At 68.5% G+C, this 6,330-nt stretch carries 8 protein-coding genes; 6 read left to right on the top strand and 2 right to left on the bottom strand.

What is annotated here, in order from left to right; translation table 11 throughout:
- Positions 1–18: 18 nt before the first annotated feature.
- Positions 19–897, bottom strand: coding sequence for an alpha/beta fold hydrolase (locus D7X74_RS18460; protein WP_120534282.1), 879 nt, complete (start codon positions 895–897; stop codon positions 19–21).
- Positions 890–1,612, bottom strand: a complete 723-nt coding sequence (locus D7X74_RS18465; RefSeq protein ID WP_120534283.1) for a lysophospholipid acyltransferase family protein — start codon at positions 1,610–1,612, stop codon at positions 890–892. The genes D7X74_RS18460 and D7X74_RS18465 overlap by 8 nt, the downstream gene beginning before the upstream one ends.
- Before the next feature lie 212 nt (positions 1,613–1,824).
- On the opposite strand from D7X74_RS18465, the gene D7X74_RS18470 reads away from it, so the two are divergent.
- The 6 genes from D7X74_RS18470 (at position 1,825) to D7X74_RS18490 (ending at position 6,132) form a co-directional block, all read left to right on the top strand.
- A complete protein-coding gene (locus tag D7X74_RS18470) occupies positions 1,825–2,322 on the top strand; it encodes a hemerythrin domain-containing protein (protein ID WP_120534284.1) in 498 nt (165 codons plus the stop codon).
- Between the two features lie 180 nt (positions 2,323–2,502).
- A complete protein-coding gene (locus D7X74_RS18475; RefSeq protein ID WP_120534285.1) occupies positions 2,503–3,027 on the top strand; it encodes a cell wall protein in 525 nt (174 codons plus the stop codon).
- A 127-nt stretch (positions 3,028–3,154) separates the two neighbouring features.
- Positions 3,155–4,021 (top strand): tryptophan 2,3-dioxygenase, encoded by an 867-nt coding sequence (locus D7X74_RS18480; RefSeq protein WP_120534286.1) that lies wholly within the window; start codon positions 3,155–3,157, stop codon positions 4,019–4,021.
- A gap of 112 nt (positions 4,022–4,133) precedes the next feature.
- Positions 4,134–4,310 (top strand): hypothetical protein, encoded by a 177-nt coding sequence (locus D7X74_RS43045; protein WP_158620380.1) that lies wholly within the window; start codon positions 4,134–4,136, stop codon positions 4,308–4,310.
- 120 nt (positions 4,311–4,430) lie between these two features.
- Positions 4,431–4,991: a Uma2 family endonuclease gene (locus D7X74_RS18485; RefSeq protein ID WP_120534287.1), complete on the top strand. Its 561-nt coding sequence runs from the start codon at positions 4,431–4,433 to the stop codon at positions 4,989–4,991.
- Between the two features lie 13 nt (positions 4,992–5,004).
- Positions 5,005–6,132, top strand: coding sequence for a hypothetical protein (locus D7X74_RS18490; protein ID WP_120534288.1), 1,128 nt, complete (start codon positions 5,005–5,007; stop codon positions 6,130–6,132).
- The last annotated feature ends 198 nt before the right edge of the window (positions 6,133–6,330 follow it).

A 6,330-nucleotide genomic window follows, 5' to 3' on the forward strand; every position in this document is an offset into this window, starting at 1 on the left:
TGAAGAGATAACGACTGCTCAGTCCGGGTGCCGCGCGAGGAAGTCCGACACGCGGGCATTGAACGCTTCCGGATGGCTCATGTACGGCAGGTGACTGGCCGTCGGAAGAAACTCCATCCGCGCGCCGGGCACGTGCGCCGCCACGTTCCTCGCCGCCGACGGAGGCACCAGCAGGTCGCGTCCGCCCTCGATGATGAGCGTGGGCACCCGCAGCTCCCCCAGCCGGTGCAGGAAGTCCGCGGCCAGGATGTCGCGCAGCCTCCGGAGCAGCTCCATCGACGACAGCCGCCGGGCCTCGCGGACGATCTCCGCCCGTCCCTCCGCGGGCAGCCACCGGCCTCCCAGCACCCGCGCCACGGTGGGCGCGAAGACATACGCCAGGGGCCGGGGCGCCCGCACCAGCGTGGACAGCGTCAGCGCCAGCCGCCGCACCCGGTGCACGCTGGCCACCGGCGACACCAGCACCAGCGCCTTCACCCGCTCCGGGTGCTCCAGCGCATACGCGATGGACACCAGGCTGCCGTAGGAGGACCCCAGCAGCGCGAAGCGCTCCGGCAGCAGGGCCTCCGGGTGGTTGAGCACCGACAGGTTCCACTGCAACGGCGTATGGGTCGCGGGCGTCTTGAGCGGCGGCGTCCACAAGAGCAGCCGGTACGCTTGCGACAGCGGCTCCATGGGCGCGAAGGACCGCCCGCTGGCACCCAGGCCCGGAAGACACACCACCGTGCGTGACACATCCGTGCTGCCGCGCGGGAAGGTGAACAGCCGCACCGGCGTGCCCCGGACGCTGCGCTCCTCGCACAGGAGTTGGTCATATCCCCGCTGGATGTCTTCCACATCCGGCACCAGGGGCGGCGTGCGAGGCCGGGGGGGCCCGGCGGAGGCGGCATCAAGCATGGCAGGCCCTCAATAGCAGGCGGCGGACGCTGGCGGCCACCCTGTCACGGAAGGCCTGGATGCGCGACTCCGACGCCCCCGTCGGCGGGGGCTCGTGGGGCTCCCCCACGGCGAAGGTGAGCTGCACGGGCAGCGGCAAGGGCCCCAAACCCATCACCAGCGGCACGCGGTACTTCTCCTCCTGGGCCAGTCGCCAGCCCAGCCGGTCCTCGCCCGGAGGCCAGAAGAAGGTGTCATCCACGCCGAAGCCGGCGAAGGGCACCACCGGCACCCCGGCCTTCATGGCCAGCCGGACGAACCCCAGCGTGCGTTCCCAGCGCAGGCGGTAGCGGCCCTGGCTGCGTTTGAAGGTCTCCCGCGCGCCCCCCGGGTAGCACACCACCAGCTGGCCCTCCCCCAGCGAGCGCAGCGCGTTCTCCGGCGTGCCCTCCACCCCGCCCAGCCACGGCAGCACCGTGCGCACGAGGGGAATCTTGAAGAAACCCCGCTCCGCGAGCCCCAGGGGATAGCGTCCTGTAGCGGCATGTAGCAGGTGGAAGAAGGCCGGGGTTTCGTATCCCCAGACACCATGGTTGCCCACGAGCAGCAGGGGGCCTGAGCGGGGCAGGTGTTCGGCACCCATCAGACGGGCGCGGTGATAGCGCGCGGAGAGCGCGGCGCCGGCTTCCGCGAATTGGAAGACGGCCTGACGGACACGGGTGAGTGGGTTTTCCACGGTGGAGCCAAGATGGAGCCTCCCCCGCCCTCGCGCAGCGCCGGGGCAACCGGCCGGGCAGGGGCTCAAGCCGCTGTCATCGGCGTTTCCCCGGGAAGTGTCAGCGCCCCGGCAACTGGGAATTGGCTGCCAGCAGGCTGGCTTTCACGGCCGTGGGTCCGCGAGGGACCGGTGCGGTTGTCTGCCTCCAGGGGCGTGCTGATGCTTGGGCCATGGCGGGGTCCTTCGACATCCTCGTGGAGCAACACCGGGCGCTGGAAGCCTTGCTGGACCGGCTGGACATGGAGCCGGACACGGAGGAGCTGCTGTCGCGGCAGGAGGACCTCTCCCGCCTGCTGCGCCTGCATTCCCGCCTGGAGGAACGCCACGTCTACCCGCTGGTGGCGCGCGTGGAGGGCCGCGTCCGGGCCCGCGAGGAGGCCGAGGACCACCTCACCCTGCGCGAGCTGATGGAGGAATTGCAGGAGCTGACGCCACGCGGCGAGGACTGGCAGGCGCGATTGTTCACCCTGCAGGACTTGCTGGTCGCGCATGTGCAGGCCACGGAGCATTTGTTGCTGCCCAGACTGACCACCGCCCTGGACTCCGAGGAACTGGAGACCCTGGAACACGACCTCGCCCTCACGTGTGAGGAACTGCTGGAGCGCTCGCAACGCACCCCCGCCCCGGGGCAGGGTGCGTTGTTGGAAGCCCTGCATTGGGATGCCTAAGGACCCGCGTGAAAGCGCCGGCCGGGCCCGTTTTCCGGCCCGCTGACGCCGGTGATACGCACTCCCGTCACAACTTTTTATCGCTTCCTTCGACAATTGCCTTTCTGGGAGGTATTGATAGTCCGGCGTGCCGGTTCACGCTCAAGGCAATGCTCCCCCCTAAACCGAGGATTGTTCGAAATGTCAGTTGACAAGGCGTTCCGCGAGATGATTCGCAACGAGATTGAAGTCCAGCTCAAGCCCCTGCGCGACGTGGTGTCTCGTCTGGAGGCGGGCACGGCGGACCTGGATGCGCTTCGCAGCGTCGCCGAGCGTCTGGCGCCCCTGGCGCAGGTGGTGGGTCCGCTCTTCGGCGCGCAGGCGCCCGCGGCCAGCAAGGTGGGGCGTCGCCCCGTGGGCCGTCCGGCCCGCTCGGCGGTGAGCGCGCCCGTGGCGGCGGCCTCGGTGGGTGGCAAGCGTCGCGGCCGCAAGCCGGCGGCGGACGGCGGCGCGCGTGAGTGCGCCATCAAGGGCTGCGGCAAGCCCAGCCGCACCAAGGGCTACTGCGCGGCGCACTACCAGAAGCTGCGGATGCTGGAGAAGACCAACCGTCGCCCGGAGGCTTGGAGCGACTACGCGAACCCGAACAGCGTGGAGGACATCAAGCTGCCCCGTGGCCGCGCCGCCTCCAAGGCGCTGGCAGAAGCCGCTCAGAAGAACGCTTAAGCAGTACGTTGCCCCGGCCCGGGCAGAGGTAGGTGAACCACACTCCCGAACGGGAGCGTGGGAGGTTTATCCGCGCGGAGGATGTGCTTGCGCCGCGAGGGGGTTGGTGCGCATGAATGCCCGGGCCATGAACAAACGCGACCTGGAGCCTGGAATCGTCACGGACCTCGCGGGCCGGACGACCTACGGTGACTATCTGCAGCTGGACCGGTTGTTGTCCGCACAGGTGCCCCGCTCCCAGCCTCCCCACCACGACGAGTTGTTGTTCATTGTCCAGCACCAGACGAGCGAGCTGTGGATGAAGTTGCTCATCCATGAGCTGTCCGCCTGCATCCGCTACATCCAGGCGGACCGGCTGGAGCCGTCCTTCAAGATCTTCGCGCGCGTCGCGCACATCCAGCGGATGCTCTTCGAGCAGTGGAGCGTGCTGGAGACGCTGACGCCCAACGAGTACCTGGAGTTCCGCGACACGTTGGGTCACGCGTCGGGCTTCCAGAGCGCGCAGTACCGGGCGCTGGAGTTCCTTCTGGGCAACAAGGACGCCAGCACCCTGGGGCCCTTCCAGCACGTGCCGCACGTTCACGCGGAGCTGGAGCGGCTGTTGGAGTCGCCGGGCATCTACGACGAATTCCTGCGCCACCTGGCGCGCAAGGGCCATGACATTCCGGCCAGCCACGTGGAGCGCGACTGGCGTCTGCCGTATGAGAAGAGCCCCCAGGTGATGGAGGTGTTCCGGCGCATCTACCAGGACACGGAGAAGCACTGGGATGCGTATGAGATGTGCGAGAAGCTGGTGGACACCGAGGAGCGGTTCCAGCTCTGGCGCTACCGGCACATGATGACGGTGATGCGCATCATCGGGTTCAAGCAGGGCACGGGCGGTTCGTCCGGCGTGGGCTTCCTGCGCAAGGCACTGGACCTGCGCTTCTTCCCGGAGCTGTGGGACGTGCGCACGACCCTGGCGCCGCCCTCACGGCCCCGGGGCCCGGCATAGGGCTCCTGGCCCCCTGCATGCTCCGCGGACAGGGGGCGGCGGGGTGCCGGACGTGGCGCGGGCTCCCTAGCTTGGGAGAGGTAAACCCTCTCACCACGCGAAGGAGTCTCCCATGGGCGAGCACGAAAGCCCCCGGAAGGAACCGCAGCTTCCGGAGGATGAACAGAAGAACAAGCGTCAGGCCGGGGACCGCCCCGTTCCCACGCCCGGGCATATTGGCAATCTGCCAGATGACGCGCGGGGGCCCGGTGGCATTGGCATCACCCTGCCGGAGGGCGGTGGGGACTGACTTGAGCCGCCCGTGAAACATCCGGACGCCTGTCGCCAGGGGGCCTCCGGTGGGACGCGTGTCAGAGGGCCATGGGAGTGTCCGCGCATGGCCCTACCTGATGGATTGGCTGCCTCCGAGATGACCCGAAAGCCCGCGACCTACTCCGACCTCGAAGCGCTCTCACCCCATGTGGTGGGAGAGATTGTCGCCGGGGAGCTGTACGCGACGCCCGGACCTGCGGCGTCGCACGGCACCGTGTCACTCCACCTCGCAGGCGAACTGTACCTGCCCTTCGCTCGTGGCAGGGGTGGACCGGGCGGATGGCGCTTCATCTTCAAACCAGAGTTGCACCTGGGTGGGGATGTCCTGGTGCCGGACGTCGTGGGGTGGCGCAGGGGGCGCCTGCCGAAGCTGCCCAATGTCGTGGGCATCAAGATGGCGCCGGACTGGCTGTGTGAAGTGTTGTCGCCCTCCACGGCCCGCCTGGATCGGGTCCGGAAGCTGCCGGCCTATGCGCGGGAGGGCGTGAAACACGTCTGGTTGGTGGACCCGCTCGCGCGAACCCTGGAGGTCTTCCGCCTGGAGGGGCCGCACTACCTCCTGCTGGCAACCCATGAGGAGGAAGAGGTCGTCCGGGCGGAGCCCTTCGAGGCGCTCGCACTGGAACTTCGCGTCCTGTGGGAGGACGTCGAAGAGTAGGCTTGGGTGCACCATGTCCGTGTCCACGGAACTCCCGCTGCTCTTCGAACAGGCCCACATCCTCTGCTACCGCACGTTCGACATCGCGGAGGAGATCGACCTGGAGCGCGCGCGCAAGGCGCTGTCGGAGGACTCGCGCCGCCTGAAGCTGTCGCGTGAGAACAGCCAGTACATCCAGCTTCCCAATCCCCCCGTGGCCTATGAGCTGGGCCGCAAGGCGCTGGCCATGCGCGGCGGTCCCGTCACGGTGGACGCCACCGCGCGCCTGTTCGACCACGGCGCCGCGTCCATCATCCTGCGCGTGCCGGTGACGCCCGGCACCACCTGGGAGAAGCTCACCGACGTCGCCGACGAGCTCTATGACAGCCAGGCGCTGGAGGACCTGGCGCGGGAGCTGGTGGAGGGCGTGAGGCGCACCATCGCCTCGGCCGTGCAGGGGCCGCACCTGTGGGACCAGAGCGAGAGCTACACCGTCATCCTCGCCGAGCGCATCCAGGGCAACCCGACCGCGGAGGAGCTGTTCCAGCGCGCGGACATCGCCCGGTTGCTGCTGGGCGAAGTGGGCACCCTGGACCTGGCCCCACGCGAACGCGAGGCCGTCACCCAGGTGCGCTTCAGCTACACCGTCAACGACCTGGTCGTCGTGGACTGGAACAGCGCGTTCGTCTACGAGCCGTCCGGTTCGCGCGACATCCCGGACCTGTTGGAGATCGCCAACGCGCAGTTGTTGGAGTTCCGCTACTACGACGAGCGCTTGGACGAACACATCGCCCGCATCCACGACGAGGTGCAGGCGCGCAAGCGGGGCTGGTTGACGCTGTTCCGCAGCCCCTACCGCAACCTCGCGCGCGAGACGCTGGGCACGCTGGTGGACCTCAATGAGTTCGTGGAGCGGGTGGAGAACAGCCTGAAGATCATCGGCGACTTCTACCTGGCCAAGGTCTACGAGGGCGCCGTGCGCCGCATGCGCATCCCCGCGTGGCAGGGCTCCGTCACGCGCAAGCAGCAGCTCCTGGCCCAGACGTATGGCCTGCTCAAGGGCGAGGTGGACATCGACCGCTCCCACATCCTGGAGGTGATGATCGTCGCGTTGATCATCCTGGAGATCGTCCTGGCCTTCAGCCGGGTCTTCCAACACTGACGCAAGCCCCCGCCGTGCGTGAAGGCGGGGTGCGCCAGGGCTCCCGTTTCTTCAGGAAGTGCGCGCCGCGCGTCACCGGGGCAATGGGTCTGGAGTCTCAATCCACCCGGAAGGCGGGGTGGGCCGTCGGAAGTCAGACGGACCCGTCATGATTCGGTCCCATGAAGCGCGGGGGGCATGGGCCCGGCAGGGGGGAGG

Source organism: Corallococcus sp. CA047B (assembly GCF_003612065.1).
Classification (GTDB): Bacteria; Myxococcota; Myxococcia; order Myxococcales; family Myxococcaceae; genus Corallococcus; species Corallococcus praedator.

What these genes read in the sequence shown, in the direction of transcription:
- D7X74_RS43045 (WP_158620380.1), top strand. Translation starts at nt 4,134, where the DNA reads ATGGGCGAGCACGAAAGCCCCCGGAAGGAACCGCAGCTTCCGGAGGAT.
- D7X74_RS18475 (WP_120534285.1), top strand. Translation starts at nt 2,503, where the DNA reads ATGTCAGTTGACAAGGCGTTCCGCGAGATGATTCGCAACGAGATTGAA.
- D7X74_RS18460 (WP_120534282.1), bottom strand. Translation starts at nt 897, where the DNA reads ATGCTTGATGCCGCCTCCGCCGGGCCCCCCCGGCCTCGCACGCCGCCC.
- D7X74_RS18485 (WP_120534287.1), top strand. Translation starts at nt 4,431, where the DNA reads ATGACCCGAAAGCCCGCGACCTACTCCGACCTCGAAGCGCTCTCACCC.
- D7X74_RS18480 (WP_120534286.1), top strand. Translation starts at nt 3,155, where the DNA reads ATGAACAAACGCGACCTGGAGCCTGGAATCGTCACGGACCTCGCGGGC.
- D7X74_RS18490 (WP_120534288.1), top strand. Translation starts at nt 5,005, where the DNA reads ATGTCCGTGTCCACGGAACTCCCGCTGCTCTTCGAACAGGCCCACATC.
- D7X74_RS18470 (WP_120534284.1), top strand. Translation starts at nt 1,825, where the DNA reads ATGGCGGGGTCCTTCGACATCCTCGTGGAGCAACACCGGGCGCTGGAA.